An 18,335-nucleotide genomic window follows, 5' to 3' on the forward strand; every position below is an offset into this window, starting at 1 on the left:
GCCCGGGGTTCGACGCGGAAATCAGGGCCGGTCCGGCATTGCCGCATGGTGGCAGGCGACCATGTGATCCGCGCCGGCCCGCTCCAGCGCCGGCATGCACTCGGCACAGACCTGCGTCGCCCTGGGGCAGCGTGTGCGGAACGGACAGCCGGAGGGCGGATTGAGCGGCGATGGCAGATCGCCTTTCAGTACCACGCGTGGCTTGGCCCGTTCGATATCGGGATCCGGCACAGGCACTGCCGAATTCAGCGCCTGGGTATAGGGGTGCAGTGGATTGGCATAGAGCGAATCCCGGTCGGCGATTTCCATCACCTTGCCGAGGTAGAGCACCATCACCCGGTGGCTGATATGCCGGACGACCGCGAGATTGTGCGAGATGAAGATCAGCGACAGGCCCATCTCGGCCTGCAGATCCATCAGCAGATTGATGATCTGTGCCTGGATGGAGACGTCGAGGGCGGAGACCGGCTCGTCACAGACGATCAGCCTGGGCTCGTTGATGATGGCGCGCGCGATGCCGATGCGCTGGCACTGGCCGCCGGAGAATTCGTGCGGGTAGCGGTTGATCTGGTTGGGCAGCAGACCGACCTTGGCCATCATCGCCTGCACCCGCTGCTTCACCTCGGCCCGTTTCAATTCCGGGCGGAAGGTGACCAGCGGCTCGGCGATGATCTCGCCCGCCGTCATGCGCGGGTTGAGCGAGGCCAGCGGGTCCTGGAAGATGATCTGCATCTCGCGGCGCATCTCGCGCATCTCGCGCGGGGCGAGGCGCGCCAGATCGCGACCGAGCCAGACGGTGCGGCCGCTCTGCAACGGCAGCAGGCGCAGGATGGCGCGACCGAGAGTCGACTTGCCGCAGCCGGATTCGCCCACCAGGCCCAGGGTCTCGCCCGGCCGCAGATCGAAGGAGACGCCATCGACCGCCTTCAGAACATGCCGTGCTCCGCCGAACAGGCCGCGCCGGCCGATCTCGAAATGAACCTTGAGGTCGTTGACCGAAAGCAGCGGCGCCGTCATGCGACCTCTCCCAATTGCGGCAGGTGACAGGCCCTGGCGCGACCCTCGCCGAGGCTGGTCAGATCGGGGCGTTCGGCGGCGCAAAGATCGAAGGCATAGGCACAGCGGTCGCGGAAGGCACAGCCGGACGGCAGGTTCTGCAGATTGGGCGGCTGGCCGCCGATGGTCTGCAGGCGGGTGACGCCATGTTCGTCGAGGCGCGGCATGGATTTCAGCAATCCCTCGGTATAGGGATGCTGCGGCCGCCGGAAGATGTCGCGCACCGGCGCCTGTTCGACGATGCGGCCGCCATACATCACAATCACGCGGTCGGCGAGTCCGGCGATGACGCCGAGGTCGTGCGTGATGAGGGCGATTGCCATGCCCGTGTCGCGCTTCAGCTGCATGAGGAGATCGAGGATCTGCGCCTGCACGGTCACATCGAGGGCCGTCGTCGGCTCGTCGGCGATCAGCAGTTCCGGCCCGCACAGCAGCGCCATGGCGATCATCACACGTTGGCGCATGCCGCCCGAGAATTCGTGCGGATACATGCCGATGCGCCGCCCGGCCTCGGGAATCTGGACGCGCTCCAGCATCTCGATCGAGGCCTGAGCCGCCGCCTCCTCGCCGAGCCCCTTATGCGTCATCAGCACCTCGGTCATCTGCCGGCGCACGGTGAGGTAGGGGTTGAGCGAGGTCATCGGGTCCTGGAAGATCATCGACATGCGTGCGCCGCGCACGCGATTGAGCTCGGCCACCGGCGCATTGAGGATTTCCGTGCCGGTCACCCTGACCGAGCCGCTGGCGCGGCCGTTGCGCGCCAGCAAACCCATGACCGACATGAAGATCTGGCTCTTGCCGGACCCGGATTCGCCGACGATGCCCAGCGTCTCACCGCGGGCGATGGCGAAGGCCACATCGCTGACGGCACGCACATCGCCCTCGGGCGTCGCGAAGAGGGTATTGAGGCCGGCAACCTCGAGCACGGGCTCCATTGCGGAGAATTGCGGTGTTGTCATCGCCCCCTCACCGGTCCTTGGGGTCGAGCGCGTCGCGCAGACCGTCGCCGACGAAATTGAGCGCCAGCAGTGTGACCACCATGACGCCGCTGGGATAGATCACCGCCCATGGCGCGACTTCCATCGCGTTGACGCCTTCGCTGATCAGCGTGCCCCAGGAGGAATCCGGCTCCTGCACGCCCATGCCGAGATAGGAGATGAAGCTCTCGGTCAGGATCACCGCGGGAACGGTCAGGGTCATGTAGACCACGACCGGGCCGAGGCAGTTGGGGATGATGTGGCGCGTGATGATGTGCCAGCTGGAGACGCCGCTGGCATGGGCCGCCTCAATGAACTCCTTCCGGCGGATGCTGACCGTCTGGCCGCGCACGATGCGCGCCATGTCGAGCCAGCTGACAGCACCGATGGCCAGATACATCAGCATCGTGGGGGCGATGAAATTGCGCGGGATGGCAACGGTCAGCAGGATGACGAAGAAGACGAAGGGGATCGAATAGAGGATGTCGACGATGCGCATCATCACGTTGTCGATGCGGCCGCCGAGATAGCCGGCGCTGGCACCCCAGAGCGTGCCGATCACCAGGCTGACCAGGGTGGCGACCAGGCCCACCATCAGCGAAACCTGACCGCCATAGAGCGTGCGCACGAAGAGGTCGCGGCCGTTCTGGTCGGTGCCGAAATAGTAGCCCTGGGCATAATCTGGCGGTGCGCTGATCATGTCCCAGTTGATGTCGTCGGGTGCCCGCAGACCCAGAAAGGGTGCGCCGAAGCTGAGCAGGGTGACGACGGCAAGAACGACAAGCCCGGCCACCGCCGCCCGGTTGCGCAGGAAGCGCCGGCGCGCATCGGCCCAGAGGCTGCGGCCCTTGACCTCGCCGCGCGGGGAAACCATGGCGGCGTCAGTCATAGCGCACCTTCGGGTCGAGCAGGCTGTAGCAGAGATCGGCGATCAGGTTGCACAGGATGATGAGCGCGCCGAACAGGATGGTGACGCCAAGCACCATGGTGTAGTCGCGGTTGATGGCGCCCTGCACGAAATAGCGGCCGATGCCGGGAATGCGGAAGATCTCCTCTATGATCACCGAACCGGTGACGATGTTGGCGACTGCCGGGCCCAGATAGGAGACCACCGGCAGCAGGGCGGCACGGATGGTATGGCGCAGCAGGGTGACCATCTCGGGCAGGCCCTTGGCGCGCGCCGTGCGCACGAAATTGCTGTTCAGCACTTCGAGCATACTGGCCCGCGTCAGGCGCGTGATGGTGGCGACCTGCGGAATGGCCAGCGCCAGGATCGGCAGCACCATATGCCGCGGCTCGCCCCAGCCATTGACCGGCAGCCAGCCGAGCATCAGGCCGAAGACCAGCGTCATCAGCGGCGCAAAGACGTAATTGGGGATAGCGATGCCCAGCATCGCCGTACCGACGCAGAGATAGTCGATCCAGGTATTCTGCCTGAGCGCCGCCCAGATGCCGAGGCCGATGCCGGCGGCGAGCGCCAGGGCGATGGCAGAGAGGCCCAGCGTCAGCGAGACGGGAAAGCCGATGCCGATCAGTTCCGAAACCGAACGGTCCGGATATTTGAACGATGGGCCGAAATCGCCCTGGGCGAGGCCGGCGACATAGCGCGCGAATTGTTGCGGCAGCGGTTCGTCGAGGTGGTACTTCTCGATCAGCTTGGCCTCGACCGTCGCCGGCACCTTGCGTTCCTTGTCGAACGGCCCGCCGGGCGCCAGCCGCACCAATACGAAGGAGACGGCGATGATCAGGAACAGTGTCGGGATGGCGCCCGCCAGGCGCCGGATGAAATAGCTCAGCATTTCTGTCGCCTCCCGCCGGGGCCGCGCCGGCCGCCAGTTGTGGGCGGCCGGTCTGGCGCTGCGGTCATGACATTCGGCCCGGCGACGTCCGTCAAGCGACGTCGGTCACCGGGCCGAACCGGAAGTCCCCGCCTATTCGGCGATCGAGATGTAGCGGGCGAGGTGGAAGTCGAGAATGTTGGCCTCCCAGCCCGACACCTTCGTCGACACCATGTGCTGCGACGTATAGTGGTAGATCGGGATCATGGGGTCGTCGTTGAGGAAGAGCTGCTCGGCCTCCGTGAACAGCTTCATGCGTGCCGCCGGGTCGGTTTCGGTGGCGGTCTTGGCGATCAGCTCGTCATAGTCCTTGTTGTTGTAGCCGGCATCATTGCGTTCGCCGGCATTGCTGAGGAACATGTCGAGGAAGTTGATCGGATCGTCGTAATCGGCGATCCAGGCCGCGCGGGCGACTTCGAAGTTCTTCTTGTCGCGGGTCTCGAGATAGACCTTCCATTCCTCGTTGCGCAGGGTGGCGTTGACGCCGATCGCCTTCCACATGCTCTGCGCCGCAACCGCGATCTTCTTGTGGTTCTCGCTGGTGTTGTAGAGCAGCTCGATGTTGAGCGGGTTGTCGGGACCGTAGCCGTGCTTGGCGAGGAGTTCCTTGGCCAAAGCGACCCGATCGTCCTGGGGCATGTCCTTGAAGCTGACATAGGCCTGGCTGTAACCGGTCATCGGCGGCACCCAGGAATAGGCCGGCGCCTCGCCACCCTGGGTGATCTTCTCGGTCAGGATCTCGCGATTGATGGCGAGCGACAGCGCCTTCCTGAGGTCGGACTGGGCGCCGAGCGGCTCCTTGGTCAGGTTGATGACGTAGTAATAGGTGCCGAGATAGAGCGTGTTCTTGAACTCGTCCGCGTAGTTCGCTTCCAGGTCCTTGATCTGCTCGGAGGGCACGTCATAGGTGGCGTGAAGCTCGCCCGCCTTGTAGCTCTTCAGCTCTTCCGCCAGATCTTCGGTCGGGTACATCACCACCTTGTCGACCTTAACGTTGGCCGCATCCCAGTAATGCGGGTTCTTGACGTAGGTGAGCGAGGCCTGCGGGGTCCATTCGGTCAGCATATAGGCGCCGTTCGAGACCATGTTGCCGGGCTTGGTCCAGTCGTCGCCGAACGTCTCGACCGTCGCCTTGTGCACCGGATAGGCGATCGGATGGCGCAGAAGACCGAGGAAATAGGGGGTCGGTCCGTTGAGGGTGATCTGCAGCGTGTGATCGTCGAGGGCGACGACGCCGAGCTTGGAAAGATCCTTCTCGGTATCCTCGCGGATCGCCTGGGCGTTGACGATGACGTCCAGGATCGGTGCGTAATCGGCGGCGGTGTTCGGGTTGACGGCGTCCTGCAGGCCGAAGACGAAATCGGCGGCGGTCACCGGATCGCCGTTCGACCATTTCGCATTCTGGCGCAGCTTGAACGTGTAGGTCTTGCCGTCGTCGCTGATCTCCCAGCTTTCGGCGACGCCCGGAATCAGCTCGCCGTTCGCGGCATAGGAGGTCAGGCCCTCGAACAGATCGGCTTCGATATTGGCCTCGGTGACGCCGGTTGATTTGTGGGGATTGATCGTCTCGGGCTCGGCGCCGTTGCCGCGGTGGAACACCATTTCGGCCTCGGCGAAGGATACGCTTGCCAGCAAAGCGCACGCGGCAACCGCCGGAAGCAACAGCTTCCGAATGGACAGTTTCATGGATCAGCCTCCTACCTGGATGACGCAAAGGGATCGCGTGGACACGATTGGCCCGTGTTCCGTCCCTTGCTGGTGTCATCTTTCTGCAACCCGTGTCGCGGTTCAACGGATTTTCGTCGGTAACGCGTTGTGACAAATTACTCGGGCAGCAATGCGGCCCGGTTTTGTTCCCGGAGCGGCCGGTGAAAGGTCGGCCAACCCGGCGCTCTGCCGGACTTCCTTGCGTGCTGTCAGGCGGAAGGCTGGCCTGCACCCGCAGGTTCGGCGGACAGATTTATTTGTTGTCGGCCGGGTGGATTTCGGCGGCGATCGCCATTGCCGCATCGTCCAGCAGCGATTCCTTGGCCGATTCATGGCGCCAGCGGGCGAGGATGGCGCGGGCCTGGGGCTGGTCGGTCCGGTCGAAGAAGTCGAGCGCCTGGCCGAGGTCGCCGGCGCCGATTCCGCTCGCCTTGGTGAGCTGCTTGCGGGCATTGAGATAGATCTGCGCGAACTCGTCGCGTCGGAGATCGAGGGCGCGCGCGATCAGGGCGATGGAATGGCCGCCCTGTTCGTCGGTCAGCTTGCGCACCAGCCCGATCCGGAGATTGGCAAGCTGGGCAAGCTGCGCCTGGAACAGGGCGAGATTGCCCTCGCGCAGGCATTGGATGAGGGTCGCGGGCGACAATTCCAGGGTTTCGCCGCTCACCGCCGGCGCTGCGGTTTCCGGCGATCCCTCGCCCGGAACGTCGGGCGCCGGCACCCGGGCGCCATAAAGCGGCTGGCGGGGCGAGGCCGCCATGGCGTCGAACAGGAAGCGCGTATTGAGGCTCTCGCGCACGGCGGGGCTGGCCCATTCCAGCAATTCCTCGGCCAGGCTCTCGGGCAGCTCGCGTCGCTCCGCCAGCAGGTTCTGCAGCTTGAAATCGGTCTTGGCCGCGTCGATGGCGAGCGACAGCGCCGTCAGGGAGAATGGCGCCTCGGGATCCGCCAGCAACTGGGTAAGGATCGCCTTGTCGCCGAGCCCGGCCAGGGCATCGACCAGCGCCACGTTGAGACCCTTGCGCCGAGCCACCACCGCGCCATGTTCGACGCCACGCGCCTGGACGACCGCAACAAGGTCATCGGGGGCAAGGCGGTTCTGGCTGAACAGGACCGGCGAGGCGATGGCGATTTCGTCCTCGGCGAAGACCTTGAGCAGTTCCGGCTCGGCCAGGCTGGAGCCGGCGATCTCATAGGCCAGTTCCAGGCGCTGGTCTGGCAATGCCTTCGGCCGCAGCAGGCGCAGGATCTCGGCCAGCATGACGCGCTCCTTCGGCTTCATGATGGCGCCGCGCCGCCAGAACAGGCGGGTCAGCTGGGCGAACATGGCGCTGCGGCCGGCGGGCGATTTGTCCCGCGCCGCTGCGGCGAATGCTGTGAGATCGAAACCGTCGCTCAACGCCATCACTCCGTTCCCCGCTTCTTGGTAAACCGGGGAGGGGTGGAGGTAAAGCGCCGCCGCAAGCCGGCGATTGGTTATTTCACCGGCGTCAGGTGGCTGCCATCGATGAGTCGCGACGCGGGCAGGGTGACGATGGCGCGGGTGCCTTCGCCGACCCGGCTCTCGAGGCGCAATTCGCCGCCATGCAGCCGGGCGAGACCCTGCGACAGGGTGAGGCCGAGGCCGGTGCCCTCGTATTTTCGGTTGAGGCCGCCATCCACCTGGGCAAAGGGCTGCATCACGCGCTCGATATCGGCGGGCGCGATGCCGATACCGGTATCGCTGACGCTGAGCTCCAGATCACCGCCATCGTTCAGGCCGGCACCGAGGATGATGCGGCCTCCCTGGGGCGTGAACTTCACCGCATTGGCCAGCAGGTTGGCCAGGATCTGCTTCAGCTTGCGCTTGTCGGCATTGACCCGCGGCAGCCGCGCCGGCAGGTCGAGCGAGAGCGACAACCCTTGTGTCTGCAGGCGCTGCTGGATCAGACGAGCCACCGAATCGAACAGGTCCTCGATATGGCAGGCGCTCTCGTTCAACTCGGCATCGCCCGTTTCGATGCGCGAGACGTCGAGGATGTCGGTAATGGTGCCCATCAGGCCGACGGCGCTGGCATGGATGTCGCGGATATAGGCGCGGTACTCGGCATTCTCGACATTGCCGAGAAGCCCCATGCGCATCACGTCGGCAAAGCCGATGATCGCGTTCAGGGGCGTCATCAGCTCGTGGCTCATATTGGCGAGGAACTGGGTCTTGGCGCGAGCCGCGGTCTCGGCCGCCTCCTTGGCGGCGCGCAGGTTTTCCTCGCGCCTTGTAAGTTCGGTGATGTCGCTGGCCGAGCCGCGATAGCCGGAAAGCGCGCCGGTCAGGTGGTCGAAGACCGGTACGGCGCTGATCAGGAACAGCTTGCGCTTGCCGGCGGCATCGGTCGCGTCCACCGGCAGATCGCGGAAGGGCGACATCTTGTCCAGGCGCCGCTGCAGATTCTCGCGCAGGGTCGGGGTCGCCACGAGGTCGAGCAGGTTCATGCCGACCATCTGCTGCGGCACCATGCCAAGCGCACCCACCACGCGGTGCGTCACCAGCCGCAAATTGAGCTTGGCATCCGCTTCCCACATCCAGTCCGAGGAGAGGCGGATGAAGTCGGTCTGCCGCTCCAGCGCATTCTGCGCCTCGTCGGCATCGATCTGGCCGCCGTCGCGCTGCAGGGTCAGCATGCCGCCGAAGCCGGTCCATTGCCCGCCCGGCTCGTGGAGCGGCGCAAAGCGTGCGCGCAGGCGCTGCACGCCGCCGGCAGCGGCAAAATCCCAGTCGCGGAAAACGGTCGTGCGGCGGAAGTCCATCTCCTCGGCCACCTCGCCGAGGCGCAGCCGTTCGGCCACCGTGCCGCCATCGACCCTTGTCTCGGCGATGCGGCGGAAGGCGGCATTCGACCAGCTGATCTGGCCGCGATTGTCGCACATCAGGAGGGCGGGGCCGAATTCCAGCAGTTCCTGGTGGAACAATTCGCGCAGGCGCTCCGGCGAGGGCTTGCCCTCATTGGCCGGTGCCGCCGGCGACAGCTTGGCGGTTGCCGGGTTGACCTTGACCGAGATCTGCGGCGGCGAGAGGGGAGTTACCTTGTTCATGCGCTTTTCTTCTCCTGCCCGTCTTCGATCGAGCGGATGGCGAACAGATAATCGGGGTCTCGCCGCCAGCGGTTGAGCACCGTTTCCGCAGCGGCATGCGAGAGGCGATCAAAAAATTCGAGGGCGCGGCCGAGATCGGCCGGCGCAAAACCGGCGCCGACGACACCGGGCTGGCCGATCCGGGCGCGTCGGGTGAGCAGGAATATGGTGGCGAATTCCTCGCGGTTGAGACCGATGCCGCGGGCCACAACAGCGAGGCCCTGGCCGCCAGACTCATAGGCGATTCGCGAAATGAGGCGCAGGCGCAGGCCGCTCATCTCGGCGAACATCGCCTCGAACAGCGGAATCTCGCCCCGCCGCAGGGTCTGCAGCAACAGGCGCGGGGTCAGTTGCCGGGCGGCGCCGAGGGCGCGCGACAGGACATCGGCCGCGTCCTCTTCCGCCGCCGCCGCGGCGGCACTGTCGGCTTCCTCGCTGAGCAGCGGCTCGAGGCGATCGTCGAGCAGGTCGGGGTCGATGTCGAAACGCTCGACCAGCGCCTGGCGGATGGCGGCGCCGACCCAGAACACCATGCGCCGGGCCAGATCGGCCGGCAGGTCGGTGCGCCGCACCAGCGGCTCCTGGAACTCGTCGACCGCTTTCGACTGCTCGACCAGATAGGCGAGCGTCGCGCGCGAGATGGCGGCGTCCTGGTTCTCGAGCAGGGTGCGGATGACATCCTTATCGCCGGTTTCGACCAGGGCGTCGCTGACCTGGGTGGAAAGATCGCGGCGCATGGCGACGGCCAGGATGTGCTGGCGCGAGCGGTTGCGGATCACCTCGATAAGGTCGATATCCTCGAGCGCGCTGCATTTCATCAGGATCGGCGTCGCGATCTCGATCTCGTCATTGGCCAGCAGCACCGCCAGCTCGCGCGGCACCCCGGGCGCGCCGGCAAGCTTCAAGGCCATGCGATGCCGCACGGCCCGTGCCACCTCAGTCAGCAGCTTTTCCAGGATGTCGAGCATCAGGGCGCGTTCCTGCGCGCTCAGAATCTCGTTCTTGGCGTGGAACAAATCGCCCATGACGGTGAACAGCTCGGCGCGCGACGCATCGGAGCGCGAGCGCGCCAGAGCCAGGATCTCGTCCCTGTAGATGCCGTCCTCAGCCATCGCCCTCAGCCATCGCCCTGAGCCATCGCCCCGGGCCGTCAGTCTCAGCCAATACCCTGACACGGGATGGACGCAGCAACAAATTCTGGGAAGTCCTACACGCACGGCTGGCCTTTTCGGCTGGCCGTTCCCCGTCCCCGCACATCCCCGGTATGCATTCAACCGGCGAACGTTAACCGTGCTTAATGGTTAAAGTCAATCCGACACACGAAGATTGTCTTCTATTTATCTGATTTATCAAAGAATTTTTTTGACTAAAATTGTATTCAATCACAACATCAATGCAAGGTAACTGGTCCCATGACTAAATGCGGTATTTGGGTGGCCAAGCCTAGGTAGCCGGCAAAACATCCCAACAACAGGCGATTCGGAGAAACCGGAGGCCCGCGCCATCGGCGCCGGGCCGGGGATTGGTGGCCCGAGCAGCCGCCCGCTTCGCGCCGGGTCGCCTTTCGAGTTAGAGTAGTTGCATGAAGGGCCAAACAGGACAGCGATCGAGTTTCCGGGATGTGGCGCGGCTTGTCGCCGCCGGCCTCGTGCTCGGTCTCGCTCTGGTGCTGGGTTCGGCACCCGCCGCGGCCGAGAAGCGGATCGCTCTGGTCATCGGCAACGGCAAGTATGACGGCGCGATCGGACCGCTCGCCAACCCGCCGCGCGACGCCGAAGTGATGGGCAAGCAACTGGCCGCCCTTGGCTTCCAGGTGGTGAAACTGGTCAATGGCGACCAGAAGGCGATGAAGCGCGCCATATCCGATTTCGGCGGGCGGCTGCTGGCGGCCGGGCCTGATGCCGTGGGCCTGTTCTTCTATGCCGGCCACGGCGTGCAGATCCGCGGCATCAATTACCTGATCCCGGTGGGTGCCGCCATCGAGCGCGAGGCGGATGCCGAACTGGAAGCGGTCAATGCCGAATGGGTGCTGGACCAGATGAGCTATGCCGGCAACAGCGTCAACATCATGCTGCTGGATGCCTGTCGCAACAACCCGCTGACGCGCAGCTTCCGCAGCGCCGATCGCGGCCTTGCCCGCATGGATGCGCCGACCGGGACCTTCGTCGGCTATTCGACGGCACCGGGCGAAGTGGCGGCGGACGGGACGGGCGAGAACTCGCCCTATGTGGCGGCGCTGGCGAGCGAGATGGGCAAGCCCGGCATCGCCCTTGAGGAGACGTTCCGCAATGTGCGCGTGCGGGTGATGGCGGAGACGGATCAGCGCCAGGTGCCGTGGGATTCCTCATCCCTGACCGGCGCCTTCTATTTCAGGGCGCCGCAGCAGACCGCCGCCATCGCGCCGCAGCCCGCGGCACCGGCGGCACAAGCCGCGACCGCGGCCACTGCCGGCCAGGAAGCGGGCGAATCCGAACGGCTGTTCTGGGAATCGATCAAGGACAGTTCCGACCCGGCCGAGTTCGAGGCCTATCTGGCGCAATACCCCAACGGCCATTACAGCGGCCTCGCCCGGCTGAAAGTGTCGCGGCTGAGCGGAGCCAGCCAGGCCGGAAACAACCAAGCCGCAAACAACCAGGCCGGCCAGCAGCGAACCGCGGAAGCGGCCCAGCCGACCCAACCGGCGGCACCGGTCCAGAGTGCCGCGGTGGAACCGCCCGCACCCGCACCGGCTACACCCGCACCGGCCATTTCTCCCCCCGCGGCGGCGTCCGGTTCCGGGCTGGTGCTCTCCAGCCGGGTGGCGGGCGAGCTTGACCGCTATCTGCGCATCCTGGGGCCGGGCAAGAGCGCCTTTGCGGTCTCGGCCAATGGCGAGGCCTCGGGCTTCTTCGTCTGCGAGATGGCAAACCAATGCGTACCGGGGAAACGAACCCTGCAGGCCAACCGCGACCCCAATTACGCCAGGAAGGAAGCCGTCCGGCTGTGCGAATCGCGCGGCCAGGGTAGCTGCGAAATCCTGATGCTGGGCGACAAGAAGCAGCTGGATTTCAGCCGCCCCTGACATTTTCTCCGCCCCCGACAACTTTCCCGGTGCGGACCGCCGCCGGCAGAGGGCAGCCTGTGCGCCCCGTCACGCCCCGCACCCCCTGCGACGTCATTGGTGATTGCCGTCACTGGCGGGGTGCGGCTATCGAGGCTATCTCCCCAGGCAAGTCGTAACTGCCAACCAAGTCGAAAGTACCAATCAACTCGTCAGTATCGATGCCGGGCCGCCATTTGAACCGGTCCGGCTGTTGCTAAGACCAAATGCCATCGCACCCAGACAGGAAGACAAGAGAGAAGACCATGCGTAGCTATTATGTGTTCGACGAGGTTATCGAACTGACCACCCCGATCCGCCTCAAATCGGGTGCCCGCGGCTACATTGCCGGCCGCTGCTGGAACGTCCGCCGGGGCGTCGAGGAATATGATGCCATGGTCGAGGGCCGCCGGGTGGTGCAGGGCCTGACCGCCAATGATTTCGAGATCACCGGCCAGCCGCGCCAAGATCTGGTTCGCGCCGCCTGATTCTGACGCCTGATTTCTCCGATTATGGTTAACGCCAGGTAAACGGAATCGGCCGGTTCTTTCAGGCTTCGTTAACGGCATCGGGGCTAGATTGGGTGAGAGATCGGCCCAAGGTTTGACCAGAAAAAACCGGGCCCGCGCGAAGGATACGGAAATGGGCATGATTTCAAACCTGTTCGGGAAATTGGGCGGCAAGGCCGGGGCGACTGGCCCGGCAGCGGCCGTTCCCGCCGCGCCAGCCGCCGGCCGCCGCGCCAGCGAGGACCAGATCCGCCAGGCCCTCGCCCAGCGGCGCGAGACCTTGGGCGCCATGGGCATCGACGCGCAGGAGCGCCTGGCCCAGGCCATCCAGGCCCAGGTCGCCCGCCAGCGCGTCGACCGCGAGATCCGCGATGCCGGCGGCAGCCCGCAATTGCAGGACGCCCTCCGTCGGCTGATGGCCGACAAATAGGTCCGTCGGCTCATGGCCGACAAGTAAGGGGCGTCGGCTGGTGGCCGATAAATAGGTACCTCGGCTGATGGCCGACAGATAAGTCCGCAAGCTGGCTCCGACCGGGCCGTTAAATCCGCCCCAAAATCTTAAGCAGAACCTTCAGCTTTCCACCGGCGCCAGCCTGCGTGGCGCGCATCCCAGCCCCTGCTTTGCCGGGCTTTCGATCCCCCTTGCCGCGCGATATAGTCGCCCCACTCCTGCGCCGCCTTGGCATCTGCTGGCGCGCGCGGATACGTATCTTTTTGAGAGGGATCACCATCATGACGTCGAATGCGAACCTGCAGCAGCGCCGTGTCGCGGCCGTGCCGCGCGGTGTCGGCAACGCCTACCAGATCTTTGCCGAAAGCGCGAAGAACGCCGAGATCACGGATGTGGAAGGCCGCCGCCTGATCGATTTCGCGGGCGGCATCGCCGTCATGAATACCGGCCATGGCCACCCGAAGATCGTGGCCGCGGTGAAGGAGCAGCTGGACCGGTTCAGCCACACCTGCTTCCAGGTCACCCCCTATGAGAGCTATATCCGCCTCGCCGAGCGCCTCAACAAGCTGGCGCCGGGCTCAAGCCCGAAGAAGACCATCTTCCTCACCACGGGTGCGGAAGCGGTCGAGAATGCGGTCAAGATCGCCCGCGCCCACACCAAGCGCTCCGGCGTCATCGCCTTCTCCGGCGCCTTCCACGGCCGCACCATGCTGGGCATGGCGCTGACCGGCAAGGTCGTTCCGTACAAAGTGGGTTTCGGTCCCTTCCCGGGCGAGATCTACCACGTGCCGTTCCCCGACCCGGCCCTCAAGGATGACGGCGCGCAGTCCTTGAAGATCCTCGAGACCATGTTCAAGGCCGATATCAGCCCGGACAATGTCGCCGCCATCATCATCGAGCCGGTGCAGGGCGAGGGCGGTTTCAACATCGTCCCCTTCGCCTTCATGAAGTCCTTGCGCGAGCTCTGCACGAAGCACGGCATCTGCCTCATCGTCGACGAAATCCAGACCGGTTTCGCGCGCACCGGCAAGATGTTCGCCCATGAGCATAGCGGCATCGAGGCCGACATGATCACGGTGGCGAAGTCGCTGGCCGGGGGCTTCCCGCTCTCCGGCGTGATCGGCAAGGCCGAGATCATGGACGCCCCCGCGGCCGGCGGCCTGGGGGGCACCTATGGCGGCAGCCCGATCGGCTGTGCCGCCGCCAATGCCGTCCTTGATGTCATGGAAGAAGAAAAGCTGGTCGAGCGCTCGAACCATATCGGCAAGCTGATGCTGGACCGCCTCGCCGACATGAAGAAGAAGAACAGCTTCGGCAACCGCATCGGCGACATCCGGGGTTTGGGCGCCATGGTCGCCTGCGACCTCGTCAAGGCCGACGGCTCGCCGGACGCCGACCTCACCAAGGCGGTGGTGGCCAAGGCCGGCGAGAACGGCCTCATCCTCCTCTCCTGCGGTGTCAACGCCAACGTGCTCCGCTTCCTGATGCCGCTGACGGCCGAGGACAAGCTCATCAACGAAGGCTTCGACGTGCTGGAGAAGACCATCGGCCAGGCCATCGAGGCGAGCGCCAAGGTGGCGTAACCTGCTTCAGCCCGCGACAGGTCGCGGGTTGGTGAAGAAAGAAAAGCCCGCCGGGGAGACCCGGCGGGCTTTTTGATTCTGCAAATTCAACGGAGGTTATTGTACGCCCCCGGGATTGTAGAGCGTGTTTGGATTGAATTCGCTGCCTGGCATGACACTAGGCCGCGACAGCAGTTCCTGAGGTATTTCAATTGCTGTGCCATCGTCATTCATGACTTTGACTTTCCCAGCCGCGTCCGGTGCCAGTTTCGTGAGAACAGCTAAGGCTGCTTCGATCAAATCGGCTCTCCCAAAGGCTGCTTCGAGGGTCACGGCATAGTCGGTGAGCTTGCGCCTCATCGCGGATTCGGTTGCAGTAGACAATTCAGGATCTTTTAGTCCGCGCTTTGCCAAGTAAGCTTTCTCTTTATTGAAAAGGTTTTCCTCCCAGGCAAAGGTGGAGCCATTCCAGCGGTCTCCGATCGCTTTTTGTGCGTTATTGATATGTGCATTGAACTCCGTTGTGGGCCGGATTAGCGCGTAGACACTCATGATTTCAACCTGGCTCGCAAGAGTAGTGCCTTGATGCAATACTCGACCAAATTGTCGAGCTGCGTGGTCAAGAGCATTACGTCTGATGTCTGCTGCCGCCTGATCTGTCAGTTTCTTGTTCAAGAACGAATTACGTGTGGCGATAACGGATTCGGTTAAAAAAGTCTCGATATTAACAGGCAGACATATACGAAAGTAATCCTTGGCTGCAATCTGGACACTGACGTAGTCCCATGTGTTCTTAGTCTCGAACGTTGTCCGCGCATTATTCTGTTGTGCCCTGACCAGCGAACCAATGGTCGCGGCCGGAATGCCGAAAAGAAGCGAGTCGGCAGAAAGTTCTATCGCTTGATTGAAGAAGGTGCTGCCAAGTCCGATCGCAGCACCTACGACGCTACCCCATTTGAGAAAGCCGGATAGAGCGGCAGCTGTCCCGATAGCCAAGTTACCCCACTGATCAACGTCACGCAGATTTCGTTGCTTCTCGTACATGTAGTCGAGAAAGTCATCGCAGGCGAGAGAACTGACAAGAATGGCTTGTTGATAGAGGCGTTTATTAATTTCTGCGCATTCAACTGGTGGTTCAACCGCGAATCCTGGGGCGAGGCCGGTGGTAATCATTTGCGGAGAGAGCGTGCGTGCATCGCAGCTTTCAGCCAACTGTCCGAGTTTCTCTAGATTGACGGCGCGCTCTGCTTGGAAACTCCCTGCGTAGGCATTTACCACTTGCGCAGGCTCCGCTCCCGATAAGGTCGGTCGCGGCGTTTCTGTGAAGAAAGAGCATGCGCATGTTGCCAGATAAATCGCCAAAATGGCTGTAGCTAGAACTCTCCTCATCTTTATCCCCCATAAGATGATAGATGAGTACGTTATTCTACTCACGCGATTGCATGCAATAATAGTGTTTGATAATATTATTTCGCGCCAGCGATATATAACCGGCCGGTTAATGTAGGGAATCCCAGGCAAGCTACTTGGTGTTGCGGGTAAGGAACGCCTTTGCGCCGGTTAACGGGACGGGCGGAACTTCGTCCTGAAATCGGCGGCGATCAGTGGGAATGCCGCGCGCAAGCCCCTTGCGGCCAGTGTCGCATTTCCGAGAAGTGCCGCTTCATCCTTGAAGGTGTAACGATCCTCCGGCACGAAATGCAAATCGTCGTGGAGATAGGGCATTGTGCCGTAGGTGTAGCGCTGGCGGAATAGGAGGCCCTGATCCTGGGCCGTCAGGCGGATTTCGACCATAACCAGCGGCGTGAAGGGGCGGAAGGGCTGCTCGACATAGCCGGCATAGAGGAACTCGATTGCCAGCGTCGCATCGGCCGCTTCGCTACCCGCGGCGAGGGGGATGCCGGCGGCGGCGAGGGTTTCGCCGAGGGCCGCTGCGAGTTCGGCGCCGAGGCGGAGGCCGGCCTGGTCGGCCAAGGCGGCGGTAAAGGCCGCATCCTTGTCGCCCGGCACCGGCGGCCTTGCGATGTCGCGGGCGAGCACGGCGTCATAGGCGCCGATGCGCATGCCCATGCCGGGTGCGGCGAAGACGTTGAGGTCGTAACGGAGCGGCTCGGCGATCGGCGCCAGCCGGATGGTGCGGAGGTCTATCGTGGCGGGCAGCGGCACCGAAGTGCAGGCGGCCAAGATTGCTGTCATGAGAAGGACGGCCGGCAGCAGAAGCGCCATGAGCCGGATCGCGCTCAGTGGCAATGCAGGCAGGCGGATCACGCGCCGCCGGGAATTTCCCGCATCATTCATTTGCATCAGGCATCGGGTGACAGAAGCCACCTTTCCATGGCGCCGGAGGCCGTTTCCGCTCCGGCACTCACCGCAGCGCGGCCAGCGCCAGATTGGCGAGGGCCGCGGCGCCGATCATGATAACGGTAAGGACCATGCCGGCGACGCGGTAGCGGAAATCCTCGTTCGCGCGGGCGACGCCGATGGCGTGAAGAATTCGGGCGAGGAACAGCGCCGCACCCAGGGCATGGAGGAGAAGTGCTGGCACCCCCTGCAATTCCAGCAGCAGGAACAGCAGCAGGGCCAGCGGCACATATTCGGCGAAATTGCCGTGGACGCGGGTGGCGCGCAGGAGCGCCGGGTTGTCGCCGGTGCCCAGCGCCAGGCGGGCCCGCCGCCGCGCCGCGATGGCGCGCATGCTCAAGGCGAGGAAAAGGAGAGCCAGCAGGCCGGCATAGAGGGGTGTTACCGTGATGGTGCTAAGCATCGGGATTCCTCACGCTCCGGGAAGTCGCGGACCTGCCGCCGGCCCGGTGGCCGGTTGCAGCCCGGCTTCCGTTACGCGGCGGCAGGAGCCGTGGATCGGCCGCTGCCGCCGTCGCTCACCGACCCCGTCAGCGGGACGCGTCGTGGCGCCGCACCACCTTGCCATAGGTCACCACCATGTTGACGTGTTTGCCGTCATCGGAGAGCGGCAACAGGATGCATTCCTGGCCGATCAGGAAGCCGTTGGGGTGCGAAATCCGCGACCAGTCGTAGACCGGCAGCTGCTGGTCGATGACGATGGCGTAATTGCCGAGCGGGTCAGATGTATCTTTGCCGAGGGCCGCCTCGGCGACCTCGCGCCCCTTCGGGTTGTAGCCGCGCAACGACACCTCGGCCTCGCCCACGAGGCGATAGACCAGGCGCCGTTTCCTGCCTGCCTCCGCCGGGAAAACGTCGACCAGCTGGATGCCGGGAAGCCAGCGCTTCATCTCGGCCGGGTCAAGATCGGCCCGCGACGGCATCGACCGCGTCCCCGCCTTGGCCAGCCAGTATTGATAGAAGGCCAGCGTATCCGGATAGCAGCGCCGCGCCATCTCCGCCATGTCGGTGGTGCGCGGATAGTCGCCAGGTTGACCGCCGGTGCCTGATTCCGCTGTCGTATCGGCGTTCATCCACGGTCCCTTGCACCCTGCAGCCGCGCTGCGGCGGATCATGACGCGGGGTGGCGCGGTCTGCAAGGAGCTCTGCGGATACCCTATCCGGGCAATTCAAGGGATGTCAGTCGGAAGCGAAGGCGCGCTCAAGCGCCGCAAGGTCAAGCTTGGTCATGCCGAGCAATGCCGCCATGACACGGGCCGACCGCGAATTATCGCGATCGGCCAGCATGCCATAGAGCGCTTCCGGCACGACCTGCCAGGTGACGCCGAAGCGGTCCGTCAGCCAGCCACAGGCAAGTGCCTGGCCGCCGCCCGCCAGCAGCTTCTCCCAATAGTGGTCGATCTCCCCCTGGTCGGCGCATTTCAGGAACAGGGAAATGGCCGGCGACATGCGGTAATGCGGGCCGCCATTGACGGCCATGAATTCCTGCCCGCACAGATCGAACACAATCGACATGACGCTGCCTTCCGGGCCCATCTGGTCCTTGCCGTAAAGGAGCTTTCCCTTGACCCGGGAATCGGGAAGGAGCGCGCAGTAGAAATCAATCGCTTCCTCGGCGTTGCGGTCGAACCAGAGATGGGTCGCGATCTTCTGCCTGCTGCCGGCGGCGAGTTGCATGGTTTCGATC

Annotated in this window: 17 protein-coding genes; 4 read left to right on the forward strand and 13 right to left on the reverse strand. The window is 64.1% G+C overall.

All coding sequences use genetic code 11. The annotated features are described in order from the left end of the window. Nucleotides 1-21: 21 nt before the first annotated feature. From A8950_RS02875 to A8950_RS02910, 8 genes are all read right to left on the reverse strand, one after another. Nucleotides 22-1,017 (reverse strand): ABC transporter ATP-binding protein, encoded by a 996-nt coding sequence (locus A8950_RS02875; RefSeq protein ID WP_133612104.1) that lies wholly within the window; start codon nucleotides 1,015-1,017, stop codon nucleotides 22-24. Then, nucleotides 1,014-2,015 (reverse strand): ABC transporter ATP-binding protein, encoded by a 1,002-nt coding sequence (locus tag A8950_RS02880; RefSeq protein WP_279513014.1) that lies wholly within the window; start codon nucleotides 2,013-2,015, stop codon nucleotides 1,014-1,016. Before A8950_RS02880 ends, A8950_RS02875 begins: the two co-directional genes overlap by 4 nt. 7 nt (nucleotides 2,016-2,022) lie before the next feature. Further along, nucleotides 2,023-2,922 carry an ABC transporter permease subunit gene (locus tag A8950_RS02885; RefSeq protein WP_133612105.1) on the reverse strand — a complete coding sequence of 300 codons (900 nt, stop codon included), beginning with the start codon at nucleotides 2,920-2,922 and terminating at the stop codon, nucleotides 2,023-2,025. Continuing rightward, nucleotides 2,915-3,832, reverse strand: coding sequence for an oligopeptide ABC transporter permease OppB (gene oppB / locus A8950_RS02890; protein ID WP_133612106.1), 918 nt, complete (start codon nucleotides 3,830-3,832; stop codon nucleotides 2,915-2,917). Before oppB ends, A8950_RS02885 begins: the two co-directional genes overlap by 8 nt. A 132-nt stretch (nucleotides 3,833-3,964) precedes the next feature. Then, on the reverse strand, nucleotides 3,965-5,557 hold the full coding sequence (locus tag A8950_RS02895) for a peptide ABC transporter substrate-binding protein (RefSeq protein WP_133612107.1): 1,593 nt from the start codon (nucleotides 5,555-5,557) through the stop codon (nucleotides 3,965-3,967). Nucleotides 5,558-5,831: 274 nt separating this feature from the next. Continuing rightward, nucleotides 5,832-6,983 (reverse strand): DUF2336 domain-containing protein, encoded by a 1,152-nt coding sequence (locus A8950_RS02900; RefSeq protein ID WP_133612108.1) that lies wholly within the window; start codon nucleotides 6,981-6,983, stop codon nucleotides 5,832-5,834. Between the two features lie 71 nt (nucleotides 6,984-7,054). Continuing rightward, complete coding sequence (locus tag A8950_RS02905; RefSeq protein WP_133612109.1) at nucleotides 7,055-8,647, reverse strand: sensor histidine kinase; 1,593 nt, start codon at nucleotides 8,645-8,647, stop codon at nucleotides 7,055-7,057. Beyond that, nucleotides 8,644-9,798 (reverse strand): DUF2336 domain-containing protein, encoded by a 1,155-nt coding sequence (locus A8950_RS02910; protein ID WP_133612110.1) that lies wholly within the window; start codon nucleotides 9,796-9,798, stop codon nucleotides 8,644-8,646. The genes A8950_RS02905 and A8950_RS02910 overlap by 4 nt, the downstream gene beginning before the upstream one ends. Nucleotides 9,799-10,268: 470 nt before the next feature. On the opposite strand from A8950_RS02910, the gene A8950_RS02915 reads away from it, so the two are divergent. The 4 genes from A8950_RS02915 to gabT all read left to right on the forward strand — a co-directional run bounded on the left by A8950_RS02915 (nucleotide 10,269) and on the right by gabT (nucleotide 14,308). After that, nucleotides 10,269-11,747 (forward strand): caspase family protein, encoded by a 1,479-nt coding sequence (locus A8950_RS02915; protein ID WP_133612111.1) that lies wholly within the window; start codon nucleotides 10,269-10,271, stop codon nucleotides 11,745-11,747. Nucleotides 11,748-12,031: 284 nt separating this feature from the next. After that, a complete protein-coding gene (locus A8950_RS02920; RefSeq protein ID WP_133612112.1) occupies nucleotides 12,032-12,253 on the forward strand; it encodes a hypothetical protein in 222 nt (73 codons plus the stop codon). A 154-nt stretch (nucleotides 12,254-12,407) separates the two neighbouring features. Next, on the forward strand, nucleotides 12,408-12,704 hold the full coding sequence (locus A8950_RS02925) for a hypothetical protein (protein WP_133612113.1): 297 nt from the start codon (nucleotides 12,408-12,410) through the stop codon (nucleotides 12,702-12,704). 302 nt (nucleotides 12,705-13,006) lie between these two features. Continuing rightward, the gene (gene gabT, locus A8950_RS02930) at nucleotides 13,007-14,308 is read left to right on the forward strand and encodes a 4-aminobutyrate--2-oxoglutarate transaminase (RefSeq protein WP_133612114.1); all 1,302 of its coding nucleotides are present in this window, start codon (nucleotides 13,007-13,009) and stop codon (nucleotides 14,306-14,308) included. Nucleotides 14,309-14,404: 96 nt separating this feature from the next. Here the strand turns inward: gabT and A8950_RS02935 are convergent, their stop codons facing one another. The 5 genes from A8950_RS02935 to A8950_RS02955 all read right to left on the reverse strand — a co-directional run bounded on the left by A8950_RS02935 (nucleotide 14,405) and on the right by A8950_RS02955 (nucleotide 18,325). Beyond that, nucleotides 14,405-15,565 carry a hypothetical protein gene (locus A8950_RS02935; protein ID WP_133612115.1) on the reverse strand — a complete coding sequence of 387 codons (1,161 nt, stop codon included), beginning with the start codon at nucleotides 15,563-15,565 and terminating at the stop codon, nucleotides 14,405-14,407. Nucleotides 15,566-15,847: 282 nt separating this feature from the next. Beyond that, nucleotides 15,848-16,483, reverse strand: a complete 636-nt coding sequence (locus tag A8950_RS02940; protein ID WP_133612116.1) for a hypothetical protein — start codon at nucleotides 16,481-16,483, stop codon at nucleotides 15,848-15,850. Nucleotides 16,484-16,652: 169 nt separating this feature from the next. After that, nucleotides 16,653-17,051, reverse strand: a complete 399-nt coding sequence (locus A8950_RS02945) for an MAPEG family protein (protein WP_208109715.1) — start codon at nucleotides 17,049-17,051, stop codon at nucleotides 16,653-16,655. Between the two features lie 127 nt (nucleotides 17,052-17,178). After that, entirely contained in the window at nucleotides 17,179-17,721 is a 543-nt protein-coding gene (locus A8950_RS02950; RefSeq protein WP_166644965.1) for a PAS domain-containing protein, read from the reverse strand. Nucleotides 17,722-17,827: 106 nt separating this feature from the next. After that, nucleotides 17,828-18,325, reverse strand: a complete 498-nt coding sequence (locus A8950_RS02955) for a VOC family protein (protein WP_133612118.1) — start codon at nucleotides 18,323-18,325, stop codon at nucleotides 17,828-17,830. Nucleotides 18,326-18,335: the final 10 nt, after the last annotated feature.

The sequence above is a fragment of the Dongia mobilis genome, assembly GCF_004363235.1.
In the GTDB taxonomy this organism is placed as follows: Bacteria; Pseudomonadota; Alphaproteobacteria; order Dongiales; family Dongiaceae; genus Dongia; species Dongia mobilis.

Bases quoted from the DNA above. Each gene is read 5' to 3' on its own strand.
- A8950_RS02905 (WP_133612109.1), bottom strand. From the start codon at position 8,647: ATGAACAAGGTAACTCCCCTCTCGCCGCCGCAGATCTCGGTCAAGGTC.
- A8950_RS02910 (WP_133612110.1), bottom strand. From the start codon at position 9,798: ATGGCTGAGGACGGCATCTACAGGGACGAGATCCTGGCTCTGGCGCGC.
- A8950_RS02945 (WP_208109715.1), bottom strand. From the start codon at position 17,051: ATGCTTAGCACCATCACGGTAACACCCCTCTATGCCGGCCTGCTGGCT.
- A8950_RS02950 (WP_166644965.1), bottom strand. From the start codon at position 17,721: ATGAACGCCGATACGACAGCGGAATCAGGCACCGGCGGTCAACCTGGC.
- A8950_RS02880 (WP_279513014.1), bottom strand. From the start codon at position 2,015: ATGACAACACCGCAATTCTCCGCAATGGAGCCCGTGCTCGAGGTTGCC.
- A8950_RS02875 (WP_133612104.1), bottom strand. From the start codon at position 1,017: ATGACGGCGCCGCTGCTTTCGGTCAACGACCTCAAGGTTCATTTCGAG.
- A8950_RS02925 (WP_133612113.1), top strand. From the start codon at position 12,408: ATGGGCATGATTTCAAACCTGTTCGGGAAATTGGGCGGCAAGGCCGGG.
- oppB (WP_133612106.1), bottom strand. From the start codon at position 3,832: ATGCTGAGCTATTTCATCCGGCGCCTGGCGGGCGCCATCCCGACACTG.
- A8950_RS02915 (WP_133612111.1), top strand. From the start codon at position 10,269: ATGAAGGGCCAAACAGGACAGCGATCGAGTTTCCGGGATGTGGCGCGG.
- A8950_RS02955 (WP_133612118.1), bottom strand. From the start codon at position 18,325: ATGCAACTCGCCGCCGGCAGCAGGCAGAAGATCGCGACCCATCTCTGG.
- A8950_RS02920 (WP_133612112.1), top strand. From the start codon at position 12,032: ATGCGTAGCTATTATGTGTTCGACGAGGTTATCGAACTGACCACCCCG.
- A8950_RS02895 (WP_133612107.1), bottom strand. From the start codon at position 5,557: ATGAAACTGTCCATTCGGAAGCTGTTGCTTCCGGCGGTTGCCGCGTGC.
- A8950_RS02900 (WP_133612108.1), bottom strand. From the start codon at position 6,983: ATGGCGTTGAGCGACGGTTTCGATCTCACAGCATTCGCCGCAGCGGCG.
- A8950_RS02940 (WP_133612116.1), bottom strand. From the start codon at position 16,483: ATGACAGCAATCTTGGCCGCCTGCACTTCGGTGCCGCTGCCCGCCACG.
- gabT (WP_133612114.1), top strand. From the start codon at position 13,007: ATGACGTCGAATGCGAACCTGCAGCAGCGCCGTGTCGCGGCCGTGCCG.
- A8950_RS02885 (WP_133612105.1), bottom strand. From the start codon at position 2,922: ATGACTGACGCCGCCATGGTTTCCCCGCGCGGCGAGGTCAAGGGCCGC.